We start from the raw sequence: 22964 nt of genomic DNA, 5'->3' as shown, positions 1-22964 counted from the left end.
TTTTACCCTAGCCGATCACAGGATGATGTGCGGCACGAAGCAGCTGGTGTCCTTGGTGATGCGCCCCTTGTCCTCGCGGATGCCGATGCCGCAGGCGCGATCTCCCACCACCCAGCTCCCGATCAGCGCGTGCTCCTCGCCGAATCTCGGCATGGGATGATAGGCCTGAAGGATATGCGGGCTATCGGTGTAGGGGCCGGCCACCGACTCCCGCTCGCCGCCGGGCGTGACCAGCTCGATGTTGCTGCCCTCCCGCGAGAAGAACGGCTTGCGCACCCAGCCGCTGCTCAGCGGCTGGCGGGGATCGTCGTCGAAGTAGGCCGGCAGCAGGTTGGGGTGCCCCTCGTTCCATTCCCACAGCAGCGGCAGGATGCCCTTGTTGCTGAGGATGGTCTTCCAGGGCGGCTCGAACCAGTGGGTATCCCTCTCCGGCACCTGGCTGCCGAACTCGTCGTCGGCCATTTCCTCCCAGGGATAGAGCTTGAAGATGGCCTGGATCGGCTTGTCCTCATGGTCGAGGAAATGCCGCTCGTCTTCGCGCAGGCCGATGTCCTCGATGTAGACGAAGGGAGCGTCCATGCCGGCCTGGATCGCGCAGTCCTGCAGGTATTCGACGGTGGCGCGGTCTTCCACGTGATCCTTGATGCTGGAGAAGTGCATCTCCGGCGTCACCAGGCGCTGGCCGATATGGGCGAAGGCGCCGATCAGCTTTTCCTGGATCGAGTTGAACTGGTCGGCATGCCAGGGGATCAGCCCCTGTTCCATCGCCTGTTCGAGCCACACCCACTGGAAGAAGCCCGCTTCGTAAATCGAGGTCGGCGTATCGTAGTTGAGCTCGAGCAGCTTGGCCTTGCCCTGGCCGTCGTAGGCCAGGTCCATGCGCCCATACAGCTGGGGCTGACCGCTCCACCAGGAGGACCGCACGCTTTCCCACATGAACTCGGGAATGCACAGCTTGTCGAGTAGCGCATCGGAGCGGCAGACGCGCTCTACCGCTTCCATGCACATCTCGTGCAGCTCTTCGGTGGGCGCCTCGATGTCCTCCTCGATCTGTCGCAGGGTGAACTGGTAATAGGCCTCCTCTCGCCAGTAGGCCTCACCGTCGATGGTATGGAAATGAAACCCCAGGTCCTTGGCCAGGTCTTTCCAAGCTTTGCGCTCTTGCACGGGGATTTTCAACATGGGGCGATCTCTACGAGTAAGTCAGGAGGGAAAGCAAGCAGGGCATTGACGAACAAGCCCCGGGGGGAATCACCGGGGCTTGCTGGGCGCAACGCCGTCGCTGTCGCGTCAGGAGCCGAAGCCGCCCCGCGCCGAGGAGCGAGAGCCGAAGCCGCTGCGGGAGGTCGCGCGAGACGACGAGTATGAGCTCGAACGAGACGACGAGTATGAGCTCGAGCGGGAGTTCCGCGCGGCCCGATTCTCCGTTCTGACCGTAGTACGTATCGATGACTCGACGCCACGCATGCGGCTGGAAGCCGCCGCGGTGGCCGCTGACCAGTCGTCCTGATTATCCCGGGTGCGGTAGATCGGTTCCTGATAGTGGTGGTTGACCATGTGACCGCGACTGGAGGAGGCGGTCATGTTGCCGACCATGAACCCCATCATGGCCGGCATGAACCAATTATCGATAGCGACATCGGGTTTTGGAGCTTTCTCGCAAGCACCCTCCCCGTACAGTTCTTCACACCACTCCTCGTCGCGATAACTCGGTACGTCCCGCCGCGCTTCCTCATAGGCCGACTGACAGGTCTGCTGAGTATAGATGCCGCCCTCCACGCACTCCTCGACGCTGCGATAGGTTTCGGTATCATCGAACTCCACGTTGCTCAGCGTCTCGGGAGGCGTGCTGTTGCCGCATCCCACCAGGGTCGAGGCCGCCCCGGCGCCCATCAGCGCCAAAGTGATGCGCATGCTGCGCTTGCGCCGCGGAAGGTGCTTGTTGGCGTTGTCCATAACGTTTCCTTTCGCTCCTTTTTTCACGGCCGCTTACCAGGTCATGGAGGCGGCGTTGAGCAGGCCGACCGCGACGGCGATGCTACCGCTGAGCACGCCGTAGGCCACATGCGCCTCGCTGATGTGGGTGGACAGGCTCTGCCCCTGCAGCTTCAGCACGCCCTTGGTCACGAAGAAGGTCACGATCTGGACGACGAAGGCCACGATGCCCCACAGGATGAAATCGACCAGGCTGATCGAGTGCGACATGGCGCTATAGAGCGGGATGGTGAAACCGAGAATGGCACCGCCATACGCCGCCGACGCCGCGGTGTTACCCGCCTGGATCAGCTTCCATTCCTTGTGCGGGGTCACCTTGCTGTAGCAGAACATGAACAGCACCAGCATCACGACGCCAGTGATGAGATAGCAGAGAAAGGCGGGGAGCCCGGCGAGATAGTTCATATACGATTCCTTGTATGAAGTGGTCCATTGCGGTTGGCGAATACAGCGCCTGAGCGTTATACCGCCGTAATATTATTCGGATTCAGATCGATACCGAGGTTGGTCACCAGCTGATAGCTGCGATCCTCCTCGTCGGCTTCGCCACTCAGCAGCACATATTCGTAGCGTCTCTCGCCTTCGAGTTGACGCTCATAGAGCATGCAGTGGTGAATGACCCGACGGTTGATGACGCTTTCCAGCGTGGTGACTTCCTCTTCGAGCAGCACCGGTGGCGACCAGGGCACGCCTTCCTGCCCCCAAACCCGGCCATAGCTTGCCGTCTGCCCACTTTCACTTTCAAGCGGAAGCACGGCTTTCCCCAGTGACACTCCGCCATTGGATACACCGTGTTCGTTGATAAGGCGGTCAAACTCGGTATCGGCCAGATGCTGCACCTGGTAGAAATCGAACAGCTTATATTCGATCACCTTTCCCGCTTCGACCGAGGCCTGCACCCAGGTGTCGTTCTCCAGGTAGAAGCGCACCAGGCTTTCACCCTGCCCCAGGTCGACCGTTCCCACGGCGGCGATATGCAGGTCCTGCCCGCCCATACTGCTGTCGAAAAGCAGGTCGCTGTAGGGCGCCAGTGCCAGCAGATCGAAGGTCACGCGCCCGTCGAGACGCATGCCGGCGAAGTCTTCCGGCGACATGTGGGTCGGCAGGCCGCGAGCGAGCCTGGCCTGCTGATCATCGAAGGCTTGCTGTTCCTTCTGGTCGGAAGTCGCACCGCGCAGCAGGGCTTTCATCTTGTCGAACATGCTGAAGATTCCTCGAAGGCGTTACCGAGTGACGGCGGCCGACGGCGCCAGCAGCGTCATCAGCTCATGCTCGGAAAGTCGCTTGTTGCCCATGTAGAAGATCACGTCACCCTCATGCAGCACGACGTCTCCCGGCGGGTTGAGCAGGTTGCCGTCTTCTTCGTTGCTGTCGCTGATGCCGAGCAGGGTGACATCGCACTGGCGCTTGGCCCGGGCAAACAGCTCGCCGTAGGTCATGCCCTGAGTCGCCGGCAGGCAGGCTTGGTACTGGGTGGCACCGTGCGTCACCGAGAGCAGTTCATTGACCACCCGACTGATGCCGGCATCCGTCGAGGAGCGCACCAGCATTTCGATGGCGAGCGCTTCGGTGCACTCGATCCCGGGCAGGGTTCGGCGCAGCATGGCCGCGGTATCCGGATCCCCGCAGTGCGCGACGATGTGGCAGCGCTCCGACTTGAGGGGATAGACCGAGAGCGCGATGGTGGCGACCCGCTCGTCGCTGTCGTCGTAGATGATGATGCGGCTGGCGCCGGCGACTCCGGCTCGCTGCAGCAGCTCGGCGTTGGCGAAGCTCTCGCCGCGCACGAACTTGATATCGCCGGGCATCGGGTTGCTGAGGTCCTGGCAGACGCACAGCACGATATCGTCGGGCAACTCGCTGTCGGCGCGCAGGATATTGATGATGTTGCGGGTCGTTTCACCGTGCCAGCCAATCACCAGGGTATGACCGGTCAGCGCACGGTAGTCGCTTCGTCCTTCCACGAGGTGCCTCCAATAGGTACTGATGGTCATGGTCGCCTTGCCGATCAGCGCGGCAAAGATGGCGATTCCCCCCGGAATCAACCACAGCGCGGCCACGAGCTGGCCGCTTGCCGTGACGGGAGAAAAATCGCCGTAGCCGACGGTGGAGGCCGTCGTGACATAGAAGTACAGCCACGTCACCGGGGCGGACGCGACCGCTTCCCCGGCGACGGCCATGGCGATCCATGAGAGCAGGAGATGCATCAGGGTGACGAAGAGCAGGAAGCTCCAGCTCACCCGGAACATCGATGCTTTCAGCGTTTTCAAGAGACGTACAATGACAGGCATGACATAGCCTCTGCGCCTGCTCCATCACTGAAGCAGGCGCATCTTGTCCGAGAGGGTTTTCGCTATGACAGGCTGATCAGCTGTCGCTATCCGCGCTCTGAGCACGCGCCTTGAGGCGTGACATCACATCACTGGCCTGGCGGTTGCTGGAGCCGATCCCCGCGTCCTTGAGACGCTCGTCGAGATCTGCGCCGCTGGCCTCCTTCTCCATCTGGGAAGCGGCCTCCATCTGGGCGGCCCGATGCTCCTGCTTCTTCTTGATGCGGTCCAGCGAATCCATGGCGTTGCTCATGGAAGCGTTCTGCCCGGAGTGCTTCTCGGCCACGGCGGCCTGGGCCTTCTGGGCCGACTCGGTGGCCTTCACCACGCTGATCTGCTGCTTGATCTGGCGCTGGTTGTTCTGCGACTTGCGGATCGTCGATTGCAGCGTCTCGATGCTGCCGTCGTACTGGGCGACCACCGCCTCTTCGGAGGCCTTTTCTTCCTCGAGTGAGGCGATGCGCTCGGCCACTTCCTGGGCGAGGGCCTCGTCGCCCTTTTCCAGGGCCGCGATGGCACTGGCCTCGTACTCGCTGATGCTGTCGACGAGGCCGTCGACCTTCTTCTGCGCCAGCGAGCGATCCGCCATGATCGAGGCCAGCTGGGTCTTGGCATCGTTCAGCTCTTTCTCCGCATCGCGCATTTCCTGCTCCAGGATACGGATGGCCTGATGATCGATGATGGCCTCGCCGGTTTCACTGGCGGCGCCGCGGAAAGCCGTGAAGATTTTACGCAACATGACGATGATTCCCTTCGTTTAAGCGATGTAGTCCTGGACGAGATCGGCGATATCGATGGCGGCGGAGGCACAGGCATGCACCTCGGCGCTGATCGCCTCCGGCCGGGAGCCGCCGTAGAGCTGCCCGAAGACCACATAGTGGGCTTCGCCGTTGAGCGTCATGACGCCAGCGGAAACCAGCGGTATCGCCACGCCCTGCTCCAGCAGGAGACGATTCAGGGTGGCGGTGTCCTTCACCGCAGCGACGGGGGCGATATCGGCCAGCACGACCCATTGATCGTCGCTGTACGTCAGCGTCACCACCAGGTCGCCGTAGTCTTCCAGCGTCCACAGGATCGTCTGCGAATCGGGCACCAGTTCGATGTCGCCCTTCGGCCACGCGGCCTCGCTATCTTCTGTCGCCTGCTGCGCGAGGATATCCTCGAACAGAACATTGGCTGATGAGTAGCTGGTTACCAAATCTAATCTCCTTTTATCATCGGCGTCCTTGTGCCATGACGCCCAGCTCATCGTTACCGATTGACCAACCGTGAAACCGCCCAATTGGATAACGCCTCCATCGGCAAGTTCCGCAGCAAGCACGGACGCCAAACTCCGATTCGCGGCATCCCCTGCCACGGCGCCAGTCAGCCTTGACGCGTCGGGGGGCATCCCCTGTCTGGCGATGCCTCAACGACGGAAAATCAAGTTGCCGAGTCACGACGTGACTGTCGAATCGGCACAATACTTTTCCCTGGCAAACAACGGAAAAGCAGCATATCGAGAGTCTCAGTCACGGTAAATCATCTAACTATGCACGAACGCTACACACGCACTCCTGCTCAACAGGCATCCAGCGTTTCTCGTCCGGTGATACCGCGTTTTCCTCCTTTGCAGACGGCGCTCAGAGGCCTGGGGCAAAGCGTCCTAGGGGTCGAGTCTTCCGCCACCACGCCGGCCGTGATGGAATGCCCTACTTCCACCACTTCGATGACGGGGCCGGGAACCGCGAGCCGCCGATGAAACGCTACGAGACATTCGCCGACCAGATCGCCGAGCTGATCCGCGGGGGCGTGCTGGCCCCGGGAGAGCGGGTGCCCTCGGTGCGCCAGGCCAGCCGCCAGTACGGCATCAGCCATTCCACCGTCTTCCAGGCCTACTACCTGCTGGAGGATCGCGGACTGATCGTGGCCAGGTCGCGCTCCGGCTATTACGTGCGCGAGCAGGCCCGGCACGTGCTGGACGAGCCGCGCATGACGCCGAGCCGGCAGGAGAGCGCCGACGTATCGGTCAGCGAGCTGGTGTTCTCGGTGCTCGATTCGCTCCAGGACCCCGACACCGTACCGTTCGGATCGGCCTTCCCCAGCCCCGAGCTGTTCCCGCTCGCGCGGCTGGCCCGCAGCATGGCCAAAGGGCTAGGTGCGATGACCGGCGGCGAAGTGCTCCGGGACATGACCGCCGGCGACGCCGACCTGCGCCGCCAGATCGTGCTGCGCTACACGCTGAAGGGAATGCCGCTGCCACCCGAGGAGCTGGTGATCACCAGCGGCGCCATGGAGGCGCTGAACCTGGGGCTGCAGTGCGTGACCGAGCCCGGGGACCTGGTCGCCATCGAATCGCCGGCCTTCTACGCCAGCCTGCAGATCCTCGAGCGGCTGAAGCTCAGGGCGGTGGAGATTCCCGTGCACCCGCGCGAGGGCGTCGACCTGGACGTGCTGGCGGACAGCCTCGCACGGCTGCCGATCAAGGCCTGCTGGTTCATGAGCCATCTGCAGAACCCGCTCGGTGCGAGCCTCGACGACGACAGAAAGCGCGCCCTCTACGCGCTGATCAAGCGCCACCGGGTGCCGCTGATCGAGGACGACGCCTACGCGGAGCTGCACTTCGGCACCACGCCGCCCAAGCCGGTGAAGCAGTTCGACGACGAGGGCCTGGTCATCCACTGCGGCTCGTTCTCGAAGAGCCTGGCGCCGGGGTATCGGGTCGGCTGGGTGGCGGCCGGGCGCTTCGCGGAGGCGATCTCGCGGCTCAAGCTGATGACGACCATCTCGCCGTCGGTGCCGGCCCAGGCGGCCATCGCCGACTACCTTCAGCACGGCGGCTATGACCGCCACCTGCGCCGGCTACGCCATGCACTGGAGACCCAGCAGGGCCGGATGCTGACCGCGGCGGCGCAACACTTTCCGGCCGAGACCCGCGCCACGCGCCCGGCCGGCGGCTACTTCCTGTGGTTCGAACTGCCCGAGCGGGTGGACTCGCTGCGCCTGTTCCATCTGGCCCGGGAGCGTGGCATCAGCCTGGCGCCGGGGCCGATCTTCTCCGCCACCCAAGGCTTTCGCCACTGCCTGCGCCTGAGCTATGGCCATCCCTGGACGCCGCGCAGCGAGGCGGCCATGGCGACGCTGGGCGAGCTGATCGACGCCTTCTGAAATGCGGTCTATTGCGCCTCGTGCAGGCGCCGGTTCAGCCGGCCGATCTGCTGGAGATCGTGCAGGTAGAGGTCGAGCCTGGACGCGGCGAAAGCCAGCAGCGCCGAGGCATAGACCAGCCCGGTCAGCACGGCCAGGTCGTTGATCCAGGCCAGGGCCGGCACGGCCACCGGGTAAGCCGCGGTGAAGATGCTCATCCCGCCCCAGAACAGCGCCATCAGGCTGCAGGCCATGACCAATACCAGCATCGGCCCACGCCGATAGTGCCGCGGCGGGCGGCTCTTCCAGCCCGGCAGGTGAGCGACGGTCAGCTCGCCGCGGGTGTCGATGCGCCCGCGGCGGCGCAGCAGCGGCTCGGCGAAGGCCTTCTGCCGGCCCGGCGCCACCGCCGCCAGCACCAGTCGCGGGTCGACGTCGCCGCCGAAGATGCGGGCGACCGCCTGCTTGAACCCTTCCGAGGGCTCACCGTCGCGGCAGCCCTCGGCCTCATCGGCCAGCGTCGTCAGCGCCCGGTTGACCCGCTCCGGACGCTCCTCCTCGTCCTCGAAGTTGATCGCGTAGTGCACGCTGTACACCTGGTGCAGCGCGAACGTCACACCGACGAAGATCAGGAAGAACGCGACGTAGATCATCATGACACCCCTCAAACCCTGGAAACCGGCCCGCGTCCCGCGGCCCCTGTCGTGGGCGGTCAAGATGACAGAACGGCCAGGACCATAACAGGGGCAGAAGGTCGCGAAAAAAGGGGATCAGTTCAGGCTGGGTCGCCATCATGGCATCGTGGGCCGAGGCCCGGCTCGAGCAGCGCGACGTGGTCGTGCCGCCCCGCGGCGATCCATCGCCGGCCGAAGCAGCGTCAGACGCTGAGCCTGGTGTAATAGGTGATCACCTCGGAGCGCACCCCGGTCGCGTCGGCCTTGATCAGGCCGGCCCCCTTGATCTGGGTGCCCGGGAAGGACCACCAGCACGACGCCGTGAGAACGCCGCCCTCCTCGTGGCTCAGCACCTCGGACAGCTCCATCAGGGGGTCCGGGAGTTGCCCACCGCATTGCGCGGCGATGCTCTCCTTCAAGCCCGTGAGGTAATCCGGAAACGCCTTCCTCGTCACGACCCCGAAGTCGGGATCGTCGAAGGTGTAGTCCTCCGCCGTGGCCTTGAGGATCCTGTCGGCATCGCCGTGGGTCCAGCCGTCCGCGTAGGCCCTCAGGTGTTCCGCCGCGTTCATCGTCATGCCCTCCGTTCTCGTCAGGGGCTAGCCGTCATGGGACGTTACGACGCACGGGCGATGCGAAATCCCGGCGACTCGCCTGCTGATTCCCCTCTCCCTGACCATCGGGCAAAGGGGCCATGCCGACGTCGCTGCGATCAACCGTCCCTACCAAACCAGTATAGGCCGGTGGTGTCCCTGCAAGGCGCTTCCCATGCGGCGATCAGCGTCGGCACGATGACCCCGACGGCTGGAAACGGCAGCGCTTACTTCATCTCGAAGCCGCGCTTGACCAGGAAGTCGCGCATATGGGGACGCAGCTTGGTGTCGAACAGCGGGCCGAGACTCTTCGACCAGTTGGTGTCCTTGGTACCGCCGGTGCGCTCGCCGTAGTAGCGCTGCATCTCGTCGTCATAGGCGTCGACCTGCTCGCGGTCGTCGGTGTAGCGGTCTTCCTTGAGGATCGCCTCCACCGGCAGGCGCGGCTTCACGTCCGGATCGTGGGCCGGGTAGCCGATGCACATGCCGAACACCGGGTAGACGTGGTCCGGCAGCTCGAGCAGCTCGCTGACGGCCTGCGGGTTGTTGCGGATGCCGCCGATGTAGCAGATGCCAAGGCCCTCGGACTCGGCGGCCACGGCCACGTTCTGCGCCATCAGCGCGGTGTCGACGCTGGCCACCAGCAGCTGCTCGGTCATGCCGCGCACGACGTTGGCGCCGGTGCGCTCGGAGGCCTCGGTGGGCCGTTTCATGTCGGCGCAGAACACCAGAAAGTCGGAGGCGCTGGCGACATAGCCCTGGCCACCGGCCAGCTCGGCGATCTGTTCGCGCTTGGCCGGGGTGGTCACGTGGATGACGCTGTAGGCCTGCACGTGGTTGGAGGACGCGGCGGCCTGGCCGGCGCTGACCAGCTCCCGCAGCAGCTCGTGCGGGATCTTCCGGTCGGTGAACTTGCGTACCGAGCGGTGGGACTTCAGCAGTTCGATGGTCGGATTCATGGGACCTCGCGGGATTCACGTTCGAACAGGCAGGGTCGGACGAATCGCCGTCCCTGCCAAGACCCGAACAAGATACTTAACATGCTTACGGCATGCCATCATGGGCGCCATATCGTCTAGCTATCGGGGGCGACAGAGGGCGGGCATCGGCACGAGCGGCTTCGGGCACTATATTAGGGGGCCATCGCCGCCATCGACATTCGGACACCACCAAGGGAGGAAGCCACGCCATGTCGTTGACCTTCAAGCCCCGACCCCGTGGCGGCCGCTGGCCGGTCGCCCTGGCCTGGCTGGCCGCGCTGCTGCTCGTCCTCGCGGCGGCGCTGATGGGAGGCGCAGGGCCGGCCTACCGGATGGAATGGCTGACGCTCGGGCAGTCGTTCTCGCTGCTGCATCGCGGCGCCCTGCTGGCCGTGGGCGCGGCGGGTGTCGCCGCCCTAGCCTTCCTGATCGCCGGCCTGTGCCGGCGCAGCAAGCCGGCCCTGGCGAGCCTGCTGATGATCGGTGCGGTGGTGGCGATGGTGGCCCAGCCGCTTCAGCTGCGCGAGCTGGCCCGCCGCGTGCCGCCGATTCATGACATCACCACCGATCTCGCCGATCCGCCGGCCTTCGAGGCGCTGGCCGAGGCGCGCAGGGAAGCGCCCAACGCGCTCGACTACCCTCGCGCCTTCGCCGAGGCCCAGCGTTCCGGCTACCCGGCCCTGGGGCCGCTGGAGATCGCCCGCCCCCTGCCGGAGGTGCGCGATGCCGCCGAGGCTCTGGCCCGGGCACGCGGCTGGACGATCGCGGCCGTCTCCGAGCGCCGGCTCGAGGCGGTGGCGACCACCCGCTGGTTCGGCTTCGAGGACGATATCGTGATCCGCCTGACGCCGACGCCGGCGGGCACCACGGTGGACATGCGCTCGGCCTCGCGCCTCGGCCGGAGCGATCTGGGCACCAATGCCGCACGCATCCAGACCTTCCTCGAGGAGCTGGCGGCGCGGCTCGCGCCCTGATGCCGCGGGCGCCGATTCGTCACCGATTCGTGAACACGCTACCATCATGCCCCCCGCGAGACGCCGGTCTCGCGGGCCGCTGCAGCGGTCCACCATCATTCACAGGGAGCATCCTTCATGGCGGCCACGTACCGCGCCCCGGGTCAGATCATCACCTCGCTGCTGGATACCGACTGGTACAAGCTCACCATGATGCAGGGGGTTCACCACAACTACCCCAATGCCAGCGTGACCTGGGAATTCCGCTGCCGCGACGCCGAGGACCTGCGCCCCTATCTCGACGAGATCCGCGCCCAGATCGACGGCCTGGCCTCGCTGTCGCTGAGCGAGGCGGAATCGGACTACCTGAGCGGCTTCGCCTACATGTCGCCGGACTTCGTGCGCTTCCTGGAGCTGTACCGCTTCCGTCCGCAGTATGTGGACCTGCACATGGAGGGCAGCGAGCTGTGCATCGTCATCGACGGGCCCTGGACGCACAGCATCCTGTTCGAGATCGTGATCCTCGCCATCATCAGCGAGGTGCGCAATCACACCCTGAATCCCGGCGCCAGCGTCGACCAGGCGGTGAGCCAGCTGCGCGCGAAGATGGACCGGCTGCGCCGCGACTATACGCCGGCCCAGCTGGCCGATTTCCGGCTGGCCGACTTCGGCACTCGGCGGCGGCTCTCCCAGCCGGTGCAGGAGGCCATCGTCGAGGTGCTGACCGAGGAGTTTCCCGGCCAGTTCGTCGGCACCAGCAACGTCGACATCGCCAGGCGCCACGGCCTGGCGCCGATGGGCACCATGGCCCACGAGTGGGTGATGGCCCATCAGCAGCTCGGCAGCCGGCTGGTGGACAGCCAGCGCGCCGCGCTGGAGGCCTGGGTACAGGAATATCGCGGCCATCTGGGCGTGGCGCTGACCGACACCATCAACCTCGACGCCTTCCTGGCCGACTTCGATCTGTACTTCGCCAAGCTGTTCGACGGCCTGCGGCATGACAGCGGCGATCCCATGGTGTTCGCCGAGAAGTGCATCCGCCACTATGAGACGCTCGGTATCGACCCGCGCGGCAAGACACTGATCTTCAGCGACGCCCTGACCTTCGACTCGGCGATGGGCATCAAGACCGCGCTGGACGGGCGCATCCGCACCAGTTTCGGCATCGGCACCAGCCTGACCTGCGACCTGCCGGACGTGAAGCCGATGAACATGGTGATCAAGCTGGTGGCCTGCAACGGCCAGCCGGTGGCCAAGATCTCCGATGCCCCGGGCAAGATGCTGTCCCGGGACGAGGCCTATGTCAGCTATCTGAAAAGCGTCTTCGGGGTGGCCGCCTGAACCGCCTCGCCCCCATCGGGAGAATCGGGAAAGAGACGAGACGCGAAACCTGGATCGAATGCGAATCGCACGCGAAGGCAATCTCAAGCCATTGATATATCAGGAAAAATTGACCAACCTCGCATCTCGGACTAGGATGCGCACCTGATACGTCACCTCGACAAGGAAGAACGCTCATGCAAGGCAATCAAGAGATCATCGACGCCCTGAACGGCCTGCTCGCCGCCGAGCTCGCCGCCATGGACCAGTACTTCGTGCACGCCGAGATGTATGCCGACATGGGGCTGACCAAGCTCCATGAGCGCATCGACCACGAGTTCTACGACGAGAAGGGCCACGCCCAGAAGCTGATCGAGCGCATCCTGATGCTCGAGGGCAAGCCGGACATCCACACCCGCACCGAGGTGCGCATCGGCAAGGACGTGGAAGAGATGCTCGGCTACGATCTGCAGCTCGAGTACGAGGTGGGCGACGCCCTGAAGGCCGCCATCGCCCTGTGCGAGCGTGAGCGCGACTTCAACACCCGCGCCATCCTGCTGCCGCTGCTTTCCGACACCGAGGAAGATCACGCCCACTGGCTGGAACAGCAGCTGCGCCTGATCAAGCTGGTCGGCCGCGAGAACTATCTGGTCGCCCAGATGTAAACCGCTCGGGCCGGCCCGGCTCGGCGCTCAGCCTCTTCAGCTCGGTCAACTGGGCTCAGGGGCTCAGACCATAGCGCCGCTCGGCGCGGCGCAGGCGCCAGATGGTGATCACATTGGTCAGGAGGATCAGCGTCTCGGCGAGGGTGCCGCCGATGGAACCGGCCAGCAGGTTGCTGATCACCCAGCAGAAGGCCGCCACGGCCAGCACCGCGCGCATGGCGATGCCGCGCAGCATGAACATGCCCCAGGTGCCCAGCAGGCCGGCCAGCAGTGCCGGCACGTCGCGCGGGCCGCTCCAGGTCAGCAGGGCGACCGCCAGGGTGGCGACGAGGACCCCGGCCATCACCGCGGCGTTGCCCGGGTAGCGGCGCACCAGGACGATGCGCAGCACGATCAGCGCCGAGATGCCCGCCGCCACCCAGCTCTGGAACAGCGCGAACTGGGCGGCGAAGGCCACGTTGGCGAACAGCAGCAGCACGAACAGCCGATCGTCGCGCCGGCTGGCGAAGCCGGCCACGCACAGCGCCAATGCCACCAGGCTGACGCCCTGCCCCAGCCACTCCCTCGTCACCAGCCCGCTCAGGCCGATCTCTTCCATGCGTGCCTCCCTTCACTGCGCTGTCCTCAGGCATCGCGTCAGGCTAGCATGCCGCGCCATGGGTCAGCGCTCACTTCTGCTGCTGTGCCGACATGCGGTCACCCCGGCGCCCGCCGCTTCCCCCTCTCTAGCCAAGCCGGCTCCGACGCGGTAGAATAATTAGGTAGCGAACTATGATCTGGCCAGCACCGGCGCATGGTTGGCTGTTTCCTTCGATTTCGGGCCGGCCTCCACCAGGAGGCCGGCTCTCTTTTCGCGCGTCATGCCGTGCCACCGCCCGCCATGCACCGTCGACACCGCCCTCTCCCCCGACCGCATGAAGGAGTCTTCCCGTGCCGGATGTCACCTCTCATTGCTCGACCCAGCGCCGTCCTCCCCTGCATCGCCCGACCCCGCGCTCCCCGTCCACCTCCGACGCGAGGCGACTGCCATGACCCAGAGGGACCGACTCCACCTGCGCTACGGCCCCCGCTATCGGCTGTGGGTCACGCTCACCGTGATGCTGGGCCTGGTGGCGCTGGGCATGTCGATCACCATCGTCAACGTGGCGATTCCCTTCATCAGCGACGATCTCGGCCTGAGCGACGCCGAGGCCCAGTGGCTCTCCACGGGCTTCCTGGCCTCCACCACGGTGTCGCTGCTGGTGGCCCCCTGGCTGGTGCACGCCATCGGTCAGCGCGCCACCTATGCGGGACTGCTGCTGACCTTCATCGCCGCCTCGATCCTCGGCGGACTGGGCAACGGCATGGCGATGCTGGTCGCCGCCCGGGTGATCCAGGGCGCCATGACCGGCCTGATCCGACCGCTGGCGATGCAGGTGCTGTTCGACGTCTATCCCGCCGAGGGGCGCGGCATGGCGGTGGCCATGTACGGCATGTGCCTGGGACTGCCGCTGACCCTGGCGACGGTGATCGGCGGCTGGCTGGTGGAGCACCTGTCGTGGCACTACGTGTTCTTCGTGCCGCTGCCGATCTGCGCGGCGGCGGTGGTGATGGGCGGGTTTTTCCTCCCGCCCAGGGAAGGCCGCGGCCCGCTGCCGCCGTTCGACTGGGCCGGCGCCGGGCTGCTGCTGGCCGCCGTGTTCGCCCTGCTGACGGCGCTCTCCAGCGGCCAGCGCTGGGGCTGGAGCGACCCGCGCATCGTCGGGCTGGCACTGTTCTCGCTGGTCGCCGGCGCGGCCTTCGTGGCCTGGCAGCGGCGCTGCGCGCAGCCGCTGATGGATCTGTCGATCTTCCGCTACCGGCTGTTCGTGGTCGGCACCCTGGCGATGCTGCTGTTCGGTGGCACCTTCTACAGCGTGATGTACCTGCTGCCGCAGTTCGTGCAGTCGGTGCTGCACTTCAGTCCGATCACCACCGGCATGATCTACCTGCCCTCCACGGCGGTGCTCGGCGTGCTGGTACCGCTGGTCGGCTGGCTCAGCGACCGCCACCCGCCGCTGTGGCTGACCCTGCCGGGCCTGGCCAGCACGGCGTACGCGGTGTGGCGAATGGCGCAGATGGACGCCAGCACCAGCTTCGCCGCCCTGGCCGGCATCATGGGCATCATGGCGATCGGCATGGCGGCCTACCCGCCGCCGACGCTGGCCAACGCCATCGCCGCGCTGCCGGCACGCCTGACCGGCTACGGCTCTGGCATGCTCAACTTCGTGATGCAGCTGGGCGGCGCCCTGGGCACCGCCGGGCTGGTGATCCTGCTCGAGCACCAGACCGTCGTGCACGGCCGCCGGATCGCCGGCGCACCGACCGGAGAGGTGTCGCCCGACGGCCGGGCCTCGATCCTCGCCTATCAGGACGGCTTCTGGATGATGGTGATCAGCCTTGTGATCCTCATCGTGCCGACGCTGCTGGTCAGCCGCTGGCGCCGCGACTGACGCTCCACGGCGCTCTCCACAGCGCCCTCCATACGCGCTTCCGCTCACCCGAGCCACGACGCCCGCCCTTCGGCGGGCGTCGTCGTTGTCAGGCCTGGTCGTTGTGGCCCTCGCGCCCGGCGACGGCGCGTCTGAACTCCTCCCGCCAGGCCTCGGCATGGCGCGCCGGATCCTGCGGAAAGCGCCCCAGCTCGACGGCCAGTTCGAAGAAGCCCGTGCGCGGCAGGCCCTCGCCCTGTCGGCTGACCACCAGCGCGGCGATGAAGGGTCGGCCGGCGGCGGCGTCTTCCCGCATCAGCTGTTCCAGGGCCAGCGCCACGCGGCGAATGGTACGCGGCGGCGTGAGCGCCAGGGCCTCGGCGAGCCGCTGGTAGGTCAACGGCAGCCTGTCCTCGGGGGCCGCCTCCAGCAGCCGGCGGACGCGGGCCGACAGTGGGGCTTCAGCATCGCTCATGGGGGTCGATCCTCATGTATCAGGGGCGCGTGGATGATGCCGCTCGAGGCGTGGCGCGTCGAGGCCGGGATAATACTTGTACAAAGGCGATACATGATTAAAAATAAGTAAAATAAAATGCACGCCATCGCCTCTCCCTGACTGCTCCGCAGTCGCGAGCGCATCGAAAAAGGAACCACCATGGGACACTGCGCCAGGGTCGCCAATCACTGCAACCGCTGCGAGATCGAGCTGCCCTTCGACTTCGCCATGGCCTTCCAGCCGATCATCGACGTCGGCCGCCGCGAGATCCACGCCTACGAGGCGCTGGTGCGAGGCCCTGACGGAGAGTCCGCCCATTCGGTACTGCGCCAGGTCGACGACCGGCTGATGTACCGCTTCGACCAGGCCTGCCGCGTGCGGGCCATCGAGCAGGCCAGCCGGCTCGGCATGAAGGTGCCGCTCTCGATCAACTTCCTGCCCAACGCGGTCTACGAGCCCGCGGCCTGCCTGAGCGCCACGCTGGAAGTCTCGCGTCGCGTGGGCTGGCCGCTGGAGCGGCTGATCTTCGAGATCGTCGAGACCGAGCGCGTGGTGGACCGCGACCACCTGGCGGCGATCATCAAGGCCTACCGCCAGGCGGGCTTCCGGGTGGCGCTGGACGACTTCGGCACCGGGCACGCCAACCTAGACGTGCTGACCGAGCTGTATCCGGACAAGCTCAAGATCGATCGCCAGCTGATTCAGGGCTGCCACCGGGACCCGCGCCGCCAGGCGATGGTCAAGGCGCTGGCCGCCATGGCCGGCCCGCTCGGCGTGACGCTGATCGCCGAGGGCGTGGAGACCGCCGAGGAAGCGCGCTGGCTGTTCGAGGCCGGCATTCCGCTGCAGCAGGGCTATTACTTCGCCCGGCCGGCCCTCGACGCCCTGGCCGAGTCACCGGCCCGGCGCATCGATGCGCTGTTTCCCCGCCCGCTGGACCGAGGATGAGCCCATGCCGCTGACCCTGACCCGCTCCGACGGCGTGCCGCGACTGGTGCGTGACGCACCCATCGGCATCTGCATCACCAGCGAGGACGGCACCTACGAGATGGTCAATCCGGCCTACTGCGCATTCTACGGCTATGCGGAGGAGGAACTGCTGGGCCGGCCCTTCACCCTGATCATGCCGGAAGCCAGCCAGGCGGCGATGCTCGCGCGGCATCGCGACTTCATGCAGGGCGAGGCCGAACACGACGATCGACAGGAGTGGGAGGTGGTTCGCCGCGACGGCGAACGACGCAGCATCATCGTCGAATCGTTGCGCCAGGAAGGCGACGACGGCCGCCCCAGGCGCATCACCTTCATCACCGACATCACCGAGCGCAAGGCCATGGAACAGCGCCTCGAGTTCCTGGCCCGTCATGACGAGCTCACGGGGCTGCTCAACCGTCGCGCCGGCCTGGCCCGACTGGAGGAGGAGATCTCGCGTGCCCGGCGCCATGGCACGTCGCTGTGCGTGGCGATCTGCGATCTCGATCACTTCAAGCTGGTCAACGACCGCCACGGCCATGCGGTGGGCGACAGGGTGCTGCAAGGCGCCACCGAGCGCATGGAGGAGGCGCTGCGCGGCTACGACGTGCTGGCACGCCTGGGCGGCGAGGAATTCCTGGTGATCCTGCCCGGTGCCCGCCAGACCGAAGCCCGCTGCGCCATCGACCGGCTGCGCGAGCGGCTCGCGGCGACGCCGTTGGGCGAGGAGCGGATCCCCCTGACGATCTCGGTCGGCCTGGCCTCGCTCGAGGCGAACGAGGCCAGCCATCTGCTGCTGGAGCGGGCCGATCGCGCCCTCTATCGGGCCAAACGGGACGGCCGCAACCGGACCCTGGTGGGCTGAGAGGCCTCAGGCCAGCACCGCGTCGATCTCGCGCTCGCCGTCCAGCAGCGGATACTCGCGGTCGTTCTCCGCCTTGCCCTGCACCAGATGCAGCAGCGCATGGGCCACGTTGGCCCGGGAGACGTCGTTGTGGCCGCCGTTTTCCTCCAGCGAGGCGGCGACGCGCCGGGTGGCCGCCTCGTCGGTGAGGCGGCCCGGCTTGAGAATCGCCCAGGGCACCTCGGCGGCCTTGAGATAGGCATCGGCGGCACGCTTGGCGGCGAGATAGGGGCGCAGCTTCTCCGGTCCGGCCAGCGGGTCGTCGACGCGCAGGGCGCTGACCATCACGAAGCGCTCGAGACCCCGCTCGGCGGCCATATCCACCGCGCGCATGGCACCGTTGAGGTCGATCAGCAGCGTCTTGTCGGGGCCGGTGTGCGGCCCGGAGCCGGCGGTGAACACCACCTGGTCGCAGCCCTCGAAGGCATGACGCAGCTCGCCCTCCAGGTCGCCGATCACGGTCTCGATGCCCCGCGCCTCGAACCAGGCGCGCTGGTCGTCATTGCGAACCATCGCCCGAACGGGCTCGCCGGCCTGCTGGGCCAGCTCGCAGAACAGGCGGCCGATCTGGCCGTTGGCGCCGATCACCAGGGTGGTCATGGGAAGATCCCTCATGTGCCATGGATGTCAGACAGGCATGCGGGCCGGCCCGCCGGGATTCAAGGGCGGTGCGGGAAATCCACCGGCCACTGGCCGCCCGGCTCCCGGTGGCGTACCCTGCGGCCTCGTTTTCATTCACCCTAGAGGAGCGGCGCCTTGCAACCCGAGGATCTGCAACGCCTGGTCACCCAGCGCATGCCCTTCGGCAAGTACGAAGGCACCCTGATCGCCGATCTTCCCGGCCCCTATCTCGCCTGGTTCGCCCGCGAGGGCTTCCCGGCGGGCCAGATCGGCCAGCTGCTGCAGCTGATGCACGAGATCGACCACAACGGCCTCAGCGAGCTGCTCGAACCGCTGCGCCGGCGCGGCTGAACGGCCGCTCCACCCACCGCCCCCCTGTTCATCCCCCTCTTGATTCCCCCTGCTCATTCACCCTATTCATTCACCCACCGCGAGGACAGCATGCTGCGTATCTCCAATACCGTGGAAGTGCCCGACCACGAGATCGAGATTCACCAGATCCGCGCCCAGGGCGCGGGCGGGCAGAACGTCAACAAGGTCGCCTCGGCGGTGCATCTGCGTTTCGACATCCCCGCCTCGAGCCTGCCGGAGTTCTACAAGGAACGCCTGCTGGCGCTCTCCGACCAGCGCATCAGCAAGGACGGGGTGATCGTGATCAAGGCCCAGGAGCACCGTACCCTGGAGCTCAACAAGGAAGACGCGCTGAACCGGCTGCGCGAGCTGATCCGCCAGGCCATCCAGCAGCGCAAGGCGCGCAAGCCGACCAAGCCGACCAAGGGCTCCCAGCGCCGCCGGGTCGACAAGAAGGTCAAGAAGGGCCAGACCAAGGCGCTGCGCGGCAAGGTGAAGCTCTAGGCACGTCGGGCTCAGCGGAAGGTGTCGCAGACGGCACTCTGCGTCGAGGGATCGTGACGCTCGCTATGCGTCACCGGCCCGTCGCCGGGCTCGATGGCCACGCTCCACTGGTGATCGTGCTGCATGGGGTCGCAGTTGCCGGCGGTGCCGCCGCCGAAGTTGGCATCGATCCAGTAGTGCACGGCGTACTGGCCGTCCGCTTCCAGCGCGCCGGGAAAGGTGAAGGCGAAGCTCGGGGCATCCTCGGCAGAGACCTTGCCGGTCTCCACCGCGATGGTCTCGTCGAGGGCCGTGTCGACCAGCGCCGCCTGAATCGCCTGGCCGCCGTGGGGCCCCTGGAAGCTGGCGTCGCCCTGGAAGACCAGGTCCTGCCCCTTACTGGCGAGCGCCGTGCCGGCGAGCAGCGGCAGCGTCAGCAGCAAGCCGCGGCCGAACCGGGCGGCGATGGATGTCGTGGACATGGCGTGAACCTCCCTATGCAGTATTCGGGGCAAGCACAATGGCTCCCTCAGCATAGTGCCCCACCCCGACGCCTGCCGGCGGCGAGCTTTTCCATGCGCCATGACTTATATTCTCTGCACCGCTTCGCGCCGCGAAACCCAAACGCTCCGCCGTTCCGCCACGCTCACTGACGTGATGGCGACGGCCCTCGCCACGGCCGATTCAAACGATCGTTTGCATTTGCGCGACGATCGGCTAGACTCGTTTTCGAACAGTGTTTCATAACACCGATACCCCTCCATGGAAAGGAGATCCTCATCGTGTCACCCACCGTGTTCCGCCATCGCCGCGAGGTCACGCCATGACCACCGATGCGCTGCTGATCCAGGTCCTGCTCTACGTTTTCCTGCCGCTATGGGGCATCGCCGGCTTCGTCGACTGGTGCTGCCATCGGGCCACCCGCATCGAGGCCACCTCGGGGCTCAAGGAGTCGCTGGTCCATTCGCTGATGGGCCTCCAGGTCGGCATTCCGATCCTTCTTTGCCTGCTCTTTGAGGTCAACGTGCTGGTGCTGCTGATCTGCCTGGCGGCCTGGATACTGCACGAGCTGGTCGCCCACTGGGACGTCCACTACGCCGCCCCGCGCCGCCACATCAGCATCTGGGAGATGCACGCCCACAACTACCTGGCCAGCCTGCCGCTCTACATGCTGGCGCTGATCGCGGTGATCAACGGCACGGTGGTGGCGGACCTGCTGACCCTGAACTGGGCCGGCCAGCTGTCGCTGGTGCCGCTGGAAACGCCCCACGGGGGTGACGGCTACCTGCCCGGCTATCTCGCCTTCATGGCGGTACTGGCGATCTTCCCCTATGCGGAGGAGAACCTGCGCTGCCTGGTGTTCGCCCTGAAGCGCCGGAGGCCGGCATGAGCGTCTACATCACCAGCACCGGCCACCATCTGCCCGGCGAACCGGTCGACAACGCGCGCATCGAGGAGGTGCTGGGCCGAGTCCACGGCAGGCCCAGCCGGCTCAAGCGGCGCATCCTGCAATCCAACGGCATCCAGACACGCCACTACGCCATCGACGCCGAGCATCGCACCACCGTCAGCAACGGCGAGATGGCCGCCCTGGCCGGCCGCGACTGCCTGGATCAGGGCTACCTGCCCGATGCCCGCCTCGACATGCTCAGCGTGGCCACCAGCCAGGGCGACCTGGTGCTGCCGGGCTTCGGCAGCATGGTGCAGGCCGAGCTGGGCCTGCCGAGCCTGGAGCTGCACACCAGCCACGGCATCTGCTCGAGCAGCATGATGGCGCTGAAGGCGGCCTGGACGGCGATCCGCGCCGGCGAGCACGGCAATGCGCTGGTGGTTGCCAGCGAGCTGGCCTCGCGGCTGTTCAAGGCCAGCCGCTTCGAAGCCGCCGGGGCGACGCCGGACTTCAACGCCGAGTTCCTGCGCTGGATGCTCTCCGACGGCGCCGGCGCCCTGCTGCTGGAGGATCGCCCGCGCGGCCTCAGTTTTCGCATCGACTGGATTCGCGGCGTGTCCCACGCCGACGCCTTCCCGGTGTGCATGAGCGTGGGCCGACCGAACGGCCAGGGGCGCCACCCGAGCTGGCAGGACTACCCCACCTACGCCGAGGCCGAGGCCGACGGCGCGCTGCTGATCCGCCAGGACGTGCGGCTGCTCGATCACCTGGTGAAGCTCGGCGTCGACGGCCTGCTGCGGCTGATCGACGAGGGCCGGGTGAAGGTCGACGAGGTCGACCACCTGCTGTGCCACTACTCGTCGCATCACTTCCGCGGCCAGATCTACGACATGCTGACCCAGGCCGGCGCCGCCATTCCCGAGGAGAAGTGGTACACCAACCTCTACACCCGCGGTAACACCGGCTGCGCCTCGCTGTTCATCATGCTCGACGAGTTCCGCCGCACCCGCGAGCTCGCCGAGGGCGAGACCCTGCTGTGCTTCGTGCCCGAGAGCGGGCGCTTCAACAACGTCTACATGCACCTCACCGTGGTCAGGGAGGCCACCTCATGAGCGACAAGGTCACCACCTCCGAGGGCCAGGCCTGCCTGCAGGGCCTGATGCGCGTCTGGTTCGACTTCGAGCGCCAGCTGAGCCGGGTGCCGATCCTCAAGCGCCTGGAGCGCGACCGCTTCACCGACGAGGACTACCGCCGGCTGCTGTGCCACCTGCGCCAGCAGGTGATCGAGGGCGCGCGCTGGATCACCCGCGGCGCCTCCAGCTTCGAGCGCGACTTCGCCGACGTGCGCTCGATGGTGATCGAGCACGCCCGGGAGGAACACCGCGACTACGAGATGCTGGAGGCCGACTACGTGGCGGCCGGCGGCGAGCGCCAGACGATCGTTCACGCCGAGCGCAACGCCGGCAGCGAGGCGCTGCACGCCTTCATGATGCACCGCGCCAGCCAGCCCAACCCGGTCGACCTGATCGGCGCCATGTGGATCATCGAGGGGCTCGGCCACAAGATGGCCGACGACTGGGCCCGGCGCATCGACGCGGCCCTCGGCGGCGACGGCGGCGCCACGCGCTTCATGCGCTATCACGGCGCCAACGACGATGCCCACCTGGACAAGCTCTACGCGATGCTCGACCGGGTCTGCCGCGGCGAGGCGGAGCGCCGTGCGATCCTGCGCACCGCCCGGGTGGTGGCGCGGCTCTATGCCCTGCAGCTCGAGGAGATCGACCATGAGCCGACGTAGCCCCTTCCTGCGCGCCCTGGAGGCCGACGACACCCTGCCGATCGAGCGCGAGGCGCTGCGGCTCTGGCTCGACGACATGGAACGCCCCACGCGCTGGTCGCTGCGCCCGCTGCTGCAGCTGGTGCTGGGCGCGCTGCTGCATCTGACCTGGTTTCTCAAGCGACTGCCACTGCCGCAGTTCCGCGCCCACGGCCTGCTGCAGCGGCTGATCTGCTGGTTCTGCCGGCACGTGGTCAGCCCCGAGGCCAACCTGCTGATCCTGCGCCACTACGCCACCGAGTCGAACGTGATCAACTTCCTGATCGACAACGGCGCCGCCGGCGATGTCGAGCCGCTGACGCTGTATCCCCGGCGCATCGAGGACATGCTCACGGCGAGCTTCGTCGATCACGACCAGGAGCTGTTCCGGGCCTTCGCCGAGCTCGGCGAGCGCGGCCAGGACACCGCGCCACGCCCGCCCGGCGCGCTGCGCTGGGACCACTGGCGGCCGCTGGACATGGCCGAATTCACGCTCGAACGTCGCCGCACCCAGGTACTCGACTTCGAGAGCGCCCACGTGCTGTTCATGTGCCTGTTCTGCCTGCTGCTGACCCGCGAGGAGTACCGCGACGCCATCAACGGCTTCAACCTCGACCAGTCGATCGCGCTGCGCATCGGCCGCATGATCGACGACCCGAGCCTCGCCGAGCTGGCCTACAACAAGTACCCGCACTACCTGGTGGGTCCCTGGAACCTCAGCCAGCGCTTCCTGATGCACGGTTTCTTCACCGAACACCTCTACGCGCGGCTGGAGGCGCTCCGCCAGGGGGATGAGGGCCTGGGCCAGAAGGAGGAGACGTCGTGACTTTCACGGGGGGCTAAGTAGT

27 protein-coding genes are annotated in these 22964 nt (G+C 66.5%); 13 read left to right on the top strand and 14 right to left on the bottom strand.

Annotated features, from left to right (window positions below; translation table 11 throughout):
- Positions 1 to 15: 15 nt before the first annotated feature.
- The 7 genes from CVH10_RS07785 to CVH10_RS07755 form a co-directional block, all read right to left on the bottom strand.
- On the bottom strand, positions 16 to 1182 hold the full coding sequence (locus CVH10_RS07785) for a glutathionylspermidine synthase family protein (RefSeq protein WP_106488281.1): 1167 nt from the start codon (positions 1180 to 1182) through the stop codon (positions 16 to 18).
- A gap of 108 nt (positions 1183 to 1290) precedes the next feature.
- Positions 1291 to 1956, bottom strand: a complete 666-nt coding sequence (locus CVH10_RS07780) for a DUF1190 domain-containing protein (RefSeq protein ID WP_106488280.1) — start codon at positions 1954 to 1956, stop codon at positions 1291 to 1293.
- A gap of 33 nt (positions 1957 to 1989) precedes the next feature.
- Positions 1990 to 2400, bottom strand: a complete 411-nt coding sequence (locus tag CVH10_RS07775) for a DUF350 domain-containing protein (protein ID WP_106488279.1) — start codon at positions 2398 to 2400, stop codon at positions 1990 to 1992.
- A gap of 56 nt (positions 2401 to 2456) precedes the next feature.
- Positions 2457 to 3197, bottom strand: coding sequence for a DUF2491 family protein (locus CVH10_RS07770; protein WP_106488278.1), 741 nt, complete (start codon positions 3195 to 3197; stop codon positions 2457 to 2459).
- A gap of 21 nt (positions 3198 to 3218) precedes the next feature.
- The gene (locus tag CVH10_RS07765) at positions 3219 to 4286 is read right to left on the bottom strand and encodes an ion channel (protein WP_106488277.1); all 1068 of its coding nucleotides are present in this window, start codon (positions 4284 to 4286) and stop codon (positions 3219 to 3221) included.
- 76 nt (positions 4287 to 4362) lie between these two features.
- Positions 4363 to 5064, bottom strand: coding sequence for a PspA/IM30 family protein (locus CVH10_RS07760; protein ID WP_106488276.1), 702 nt, complete (start codon positions 5062 to 5064; stop codon positions 4363 to 4365).
- Positions 5065 to 5082: 18 nt separating this feature from the next.
- Positions 5083 to 5523: a DUF2170 family protein gene (locus CVH10_RS07755; RefSeq protein WP_246124625.1), complete on the bottom strand. Its 441-nt coding sequence runs from the start codon at positions 5521 to 5523 to the stop codon at positions 5083 to 5085.
- A 539-nt stretch (positions 5524 to 6062) separates the two neighbouring features.
- Here CVH10_RS07755 and mapR point away from each other — a divergent pair.
- On the top strand, positions 6063 to 7472 hold the full coding sequence (gene mapR, locus CVH10_RS07750; protein WP_106488324.1) for a GntR family transcriptional regulator MpaR: 1410 nt from the start codon (positions 6063 to 6065) through the stop codon (positions 7470 to 7472).
- An 8-nt stretch (positions 7473 to 7480) separates the two neighbouring features.
- Here mapR and CVH10_RS07745 read toward each other — a convergent pair whose 3' ends face one another.
- The 3 genes from CVH10_RS07745 to nfsA all read right to left on the bottom strand — a co-directional run bounded on the left by CVH10_RS07745 (position 7481) and on the right by nfsA (position 9677).
- On the bottom strand, positions 7481 to 8107 hold the full coding sequence (locus CVH10_RS07745) for a hypothetical protein (RefSeq protein ID WP_035593787.1): 627 nt from the start codon (positions 8105 to 8107) through the stop codon (positions 7481 to 7483).
- Between the two features lie 221 nt (positions 8108 to 8328).
- A complete protein-coding gene (locus CVH10_RS07740) occupies positions 8329 to 8703 on the bottom strand; it encodes a nuclear transport factor 2 family protein (RefSeq protein WP_106488275.1) in 375 nt (124 codons plus the stop codon).
- Between the two features lie 242 nt (positions 8704 to 8945).
- Positions 8946 to 9677: an oxygen-insensitive NADPH nitroreductase gene (gene nfsA, locus CVH10_RS07735; protein WP_035593791.1), complete on the bottom strand. Its 732-nt coding sequence runs from the start codon at positions 9675 to 9677 to the stop codon at positions 8946 to 8948.
- 230 nt (positions 9678 to 9907) lie between these two features.
- Between nfsA and CVH10_RS07730 the strand changes: the two genes are divergently transcribed.
- The 3 genes from CVH10_RS07730 to bfr all read left to right on the top strand — a co-directional run bounded on the left by CVH10_RS07730 (position 9908) and on the right by bfr (position 12636).
- A complete protein-coding gene (locus CVH10_RS07730; RefSeq protein ID WP_106488274.1) occupies positions 9908 to 10672 on the top strand; it encodes a DUF1499 domain-containing protein in 765 nt (254 codons plus the stop codon).
- A 117-nt stretch (positions 10673 to 10789) separates the two neighbouring features.
- Positions 10790 to 11992: a nicotinate phosphoribosyltransferase gene (gene pncB / locus CVH10_RS07725; protein ID WP_106488273.1), complete on the top strand. Its 1203-nt coding sequence runs from the start codon at positions 10790 to 10792 to the stop codon at positions 11990 to 11992.
- 176 nt (positions 11993 to 12168) lie between these two features.
- Positions 12169 to 12636: a bacterioferritin gene (gene bfr / locus CVH10_RS07720; protein ID WP_035593797.1), complete on the top strand. Its 468-nt coding sequence runs from the start codon at positions 12169 to 12171 to the stop codon at positions 12634 to 12636.
- 55 nt (positions 12637 to 12691) lie between these two features.
- Here the strand turns inward: bfr and CVH10_RS07715 are convergent, their stop codons facing one another.
- Positions 12692 to 13234: a YgjV family protein gene (locus CVH10_RS07715; protein WP_106488272.1), complete on the bottom strand. Its 543-nt coding sequence runs from the start codon at positions 13232 to 13234 to the stop codon at positions 12692 to 12694.
- 430 nt (positions 13235 to 13664) lie between these two features.
- On the opposite strand from CVH10_RS07715, the gene CVH10_RS07710 reads away from it, so the two are divergent.
- Complete coding sequence (locus CVH10_RS07710) at positions 13665 to 15107, top strand: DHA2 family efflux MFS transporter permease subunit (protein WP_106488271.1); 1443 nt, start codon at positions 13665 to 13667, stop codon at positions 15105 to 15107.
- Positions 15108 to 15195: 88 nt separating this feature from the next.
- Here the strand turns inward: CVH10_RS07710 and CVH10_RS07705 are convergent, their stop codons facing one another.
- On the bottom strand, positions 15196 to 15561 hold the full coding sequence (locus tag CVH10_RS07705) for a hypothetical protein (RefSeq protein ID WP_106488270.1): 366 nt from the start codon (positions 15559 to 15561) through the stop codon (positions 15196 to 15198).
- Positions 15562 to 15741: 180 nt separating this feature from the next.
- Here CVH10_RS07705 and CVH10_RS07700 point away from each other — a divergent pair, with 180 nt between their 5' ends.
- Both CVH10_RS07700 and CVH10_RS07695 read left to right on the top strand, forming a co-directional pair.
- Positions 15742 to 16530, top strand: coding sequence for an EAL domain-containing protein (locus CVH10_RS07700; protein WP_035593803.1), 789 nt, complete (start codon positions 15742 to 15744; stop codon positions 16528 to 16530).
- 4 nt (positions 16531 to 16534) lie between these two features.
- A complete protein-coding gene (locus tag CVH10_RS07695) occupies positions 16535 to 17416 on the top strand; it encodes a GGDEF domain-containing protein (protein ID WP_369335750.1) in 882 nt (293 codons plus the stop codon).
- Positions 17417 to 17422: 6 nt separating this feature from the next.
- On the opposite strand, the gene CVH10_RS07690 is transcribed toward CVH10_RS07695, so the two are convergent.
- Complete coding sequence (locus tag CVH10_RS07690; RefSeq protein ID WP_106488268.1) at positions 17423 to 18055, bottom strand: SDR family oxidoreductase; 633 nt, start codon at positions 18053 to 18055, stop codon at positions 17423 to 17425.
- 156 nt (positions 18056 to 18211) lie between these two features.
- On the opposite strand from CVH10_RS07690, the gene CVH10_RS07685 reads away from it, so the two are divergent.
- The gene (locus CVH10_RS07685) at positions 18212 to 18427 is read left to right on the top strand and encodes a DUF3820 family protein (protein ID WP_035593808.1); all 216 of its coding nucleotides are present in this window, start codon (positions 18212 to 18214) and stop codon (positions 18425 to 18427) included.
- Between the two features lie 90 nt (positions 18428 to 18517).
- Entirely contained in the window at positions 18518 to 18931 is a 414-nt protein-coding gene (arfB, locus tag CVH10_RS07680) for an alternative ribosome rescue aminoacyl-tRNA hydrolase ArfB (protein ID WP_046079486.1), read from the top strand.
- Between the two features lie 11 nt (positions 18932 to 18942).
- On the opposite strand, the gene CVH10_RS07675 is transcribed toward arfB, so the two are convergent.
- Positions 18943 to 19392, bottom strand: a complete 450-nt coding sequence (locus CVH10_RS07675) for a hypothetical protein (RefSeq protein ID WP_106488267.1) — start codon at positions 19390 to 19392, stop codon at positions 18943 to 18945.
- Positions 19393 to 19733: 341 nt separating this feature from the next.
- Here CVH10_RS07675 and CVH10_RS07670 point away from each other — a divergent pair, with 341 nt between their 5' ends.
- The 4 genes from CVH10_RS07670 to CVH10_RS07655 are packed head-to-tail and all read left to right on the top strand — an operon-like array spanning position 19734 to position 22942.
- Positions 19734 to 20300 carry a diguanylate cyclase gene (locus tag CVH10_RS07670; protein WP_106488266.1) on the top strand — a complete coding sequence of 189 codons (567 nt, stop codon included), beginning with the start codon at positions 19734 to 19736 and terminating at the stop codon, positions 20298 to 20300.
- On the top strand, positions 20297 to 21412 hold the full coding sequence (locus tag CVH10_RS07665) for a beta-ketoacyl-ACP synthase III (RefSeq protein ID WP_035593815.1): 1116 nt from the start codon (positions 20297 to 20299) through the stop codon (positions 21410 to 21412). The genes CVH10_RS07670 and CVH10_RS07665 overlap by 4 nt, the downstream gene beginning before the upstream one ends.
- Entirely contained in the window at positions 21409 to 22098 is a 690-nt protein-coding gene (locus CVH10_RS07660) for a hypothetical protein (protein WP_106488265.1), read from the top strand. Before CVH10_RS07665 ends, CVH10_RS07660 begins: the two co-directional genes overlap by 4 nt.
- Positions 22085 to 22942, top strand: a complete 858-nt coding sequence (locus CVH10_RS07655) for a hypothetical protein (RefSeq protein WP_035593820.1) — start codon at positions 22085 to 22087, stop codon at positions 22940 to 22942. Before CVH10_RS07660 ends, CVH10_RS07655 begins: the two co-directional genes overlap by 14 nt.
- Positions 22943 to 22964: the final 22 nt, after the last annotated feature.

Origin of the sequence: Halomonas sp. ND22Bw (genome assembly GCF_003011945.1) — a bacterium.
Taxonomy (GTDB): domain Bacteria; phylum Pseudomonadota; class Gammaproteobacteria; order Pseudomonadales; family Halomonadaceae; genus Halomonas; species Halomonas halophila.
The sequence above is the reverse complement of the archived record's forward strand: the minus strand, read 5'-3'. Positions and strand labels throughout refer to the sequence as shown.

What these genes read in the sequence shown, in the direction of transcription:
- CVH10_RS07785 (WP_106488281.1), bottom strand. Translation starts at nt 1,182, where the DNA reads ATGTTGAAAATCCCCGTGCAAGAGCGCAAAGCTTGGAAAGACCTGGCC.
- CVH10_RS07780 (WP_106488280.1), bottom strand. Translation starts at nt 1,956, where the DNA reads ATGGACAACGCCAACAAGCACCTTCCGCGGCGCAAGCGCAGCATGCGC.
- CVH10_RS07775 (WP_106488279.1), bottom strand. Translation starts at nt 2,400, where the DNA reads ATGAACTATCTCGCCGGGCTCCCCGCCTTTCTCTGCTATCTCATCACT.
- CVH10_RS07770 (WP_106488278.1), bottom strand. Translation starts at nt 3,197, where the DNA reads ATGTTCGACAAGATGAAAGCCCTGCTGCGCGGTGCGACTTCCGACCAG.
- CVH10_RS07765 (WP_106488277.1), bottom strand. Translation starts at nt 4,286, where the DNA reads ATGCCTGTCATTGTACGTCTCTTGAAAACGCTGAAAGCATCGATGTTC.
- CVH10_RS07760 (WP_106488276.1), bottom strand. Translation starts at nt 5,064, where the DNA reads ATGTTGCGTAAAATCTTCACGGCTTTCCGCGGCGCCGCCAGTGAAACC.
- mapR (WP_106488324.1), top strand. Translation starts at nt 6,063, where the DNA reads ATGAAACGCTACGAGACATTCGCCGACCAGATCGCCGAGCTGATCCGC.
- CVH10_RS07745 (WP_035593787.1), bottom strand. Translation starts at nt 8,107, where the DNA reads ATGATGATCTACGTCGCGTTCTTCCTGATCTTCGTCGGTGTGACGTTC.
- CVH10_RS07740 (WP_106488275.1), bottom strand. Translation starts at nt 8,703, where the DNA reads ATGACGATGAACGCGGCGGAACACCTGAGGGCCTACGCGGACGGCTGG.
- nfsA (WP_035593791.1), bottom strand. Translation starts at nt 9,677, where the DNA reads ATGAATCCGACCATCGAACTGCTGAAGTCCCACCGCTCGGTACGCAAG.
- CVH10_RS07730 (WP_106488274.1), top strand. Translation starts at nt 9,908, where the DNA reads ATGTCGTTGACCTTCAAGCCCCGACCCCGTGGCGGCCGCTGGCCGGTC.
- pncB (WP_106488273.1), top strand. Translation starts at nt 10,790, where the DNA reads ATGGCGGCCACGTACCGCGCCCCGGGTCAGATCATCACCTCGCTGCTG.
- bfr (WP_035593797.1), top strand. Translation starts at nt 12,169, where the DNA reads ATGCAAGGCAATCAAGAGATCATCGACGCCCTGAACGGCCTGCTCGCC.
- CVH10_RS07715 (WP_106488272.1), bottom strand. Translation starts at nt 13,234, where the DNA reads ATGGAAGAGATCGGCCTGAGCGGGCTGGTGACGAGGGAGTGGCTGGGG.
- CVH10_RS07710 (WP_106488271.1), top strand. Translation starts at nt 13,665, where the DNA reads ATGACCCAGAGGGACCGACTCCACCTGCGCTACGGCCCCCGCTATCGG.
- CVH10_RS07705 (WP_106488270.1), bottom strand. Translation starts at nt 15,561, where the DNA reads ATGAGCGATGCTGAAGCCCCACTGTCGGCCCGCGTCCGCCGGCTGCTG.
- CVH10_RS07700 (WP_035593803.1), top strand. Translation starts at nt 15,742, where the DNA reads ATGGGACACTGCGCCAGGGTCGCCAATCACTGCAACCGCTGCGAGATC.
- CVH10_RS07695 (WP_369335750.1), top strand. Translation starts at nt 16,535, where the DNA reads ATGCCGCTGACCCTGACCCGCTCCGACGGCGTGCCGCGACTGGTGCGT.
- CVH10_RS07690 (WP_106488268.1), bottom strand. Translation starts at nt 18,055, where the DNA reads ATGACCACCCTGGTGATCGGCGCCAACGGCCAGATCGGCCGCCTGTTC.
- arfB (WP_046079486.1), top strand. Translation starts at nt 18,518, where the DNA reads ATGCTGCGTATCTCCAATACCGTGGAAGTGCCCGACCACGAGATCGAG.
- CVH10_RS07675 (WP_106488267.1), bottom strand. Translation starts at nt 19,392, where the DNA reads ATGTCCACGACATCCATCGCCGCCCGGTTCGGCCGCGGCTTGCTGCTG.
- CVH10_RS07670 (WP_106488266.1), top strand. Translation starts at nt 19,734, where the DNA reads ATGACCACCGATGCGCTGCTGATCCAGGTCCTGCTCTACGTTTTCCTG.
- CVH10_RS07665 (WP_035593815.1), top strand. Translation starts at nt 20,297, where the DNA reads ATGAGCGTCTACATCACCAGCACCGGCCACCATCTGCCCGGCGAACCG.
- CVH10_RS07660 (WP_106488265.1), top strand. Translation starts at nt 21,409, where the DNA reads ATGAGCGACAAGGTCACCACCTCCGAGGGCCAGGCCTGCCTGCAGGGC.
- CVH10_RS07655 (WP_035593820.1), top strand. Translation starts at nt 22,085, where the DNA reads ATGAGCCGACGTAGCCCCTTCCTGCGCGCCCTGGAGGCCGACGACACC.